The organism is Caulobacter sp. GW822-FHT07D08 (assembly GCF_058798735.1).
On sequence record NZ_JBXAKU010000061.1, the window covers coordinates 1 to 560 of the forward strand.

At 70.9% G+C, this 560-nt stretch carries 1 protein-coding gene and 1 pseudogene; both read left to right on the forward strand.

Going from position 1 to position 560, the window contains the following annotated elements:
- Positions 1-345, forward strand: a 345-nt coding sequence (copC, locus tag AC1RJ9_RS28385) for a copper homeostasis periplasmic binding protein CopC (RefSeq protein WP_492870923.1), incomplete at its 5' end; no start/stop codon positions are given.
- Positions 346-348: 3 nt separating this feature from the next.
- A pseudogene (locus AC1RJ9_RS28390) lies at positions 349-560 on the forward strand (copper homeostasis membrane protein CopD); the annotation flags it as partial.

Sequence of the window (560 nt, forward strand, 5' to 3'; positions counted from 1 at the left end):
CTCGCCACCGCCGTTCTGTCGGCCTCGATCCTGGCCGGCGGCCAGGCCAGCGCCCACGCCAAGCTGGTGGCCTCCGATCCGGCGGCAAACGCCACGGTCGCCGCGCCCAAGACCATCCGCCTGACCTTCAATGAAAAGCTCGCCCCGGCCTTCTCGAGCTTCGAGCTGGCCATGGCCGACGGCATGAAGGCGCCGGTCAAGACCAGCGTCTCGGCCGATCGCAAGACCATCACCGGCGCGCCCAAGGGCCGGCTGATGGCGGGCGCCTACAAGCTCACCTGGCACGCGGCTGCGGCCGACGACGGCCACCGCATGGACGGGACCTTGACCTTCACGGTGAAATAGACGGTGGAGACCGCGGTCGTCCTTGTTCGCTGGGTGCAATATGTGACGAGCTTCGCCCTGGCGGGCGGCGCGCTCTTCGCGCTCTACGCTCTGCCGGCCGCCGGCCCGTCCAGCGCCGCGGCGCTAGGTTGGCCGCGCCGGCTCCTGGCGGGCTGCGCCGCGCTGCTGGTCGTGGCCAGTCTCCTGGGTCTTGTGCTGCAAACGGCCGTGGTCGC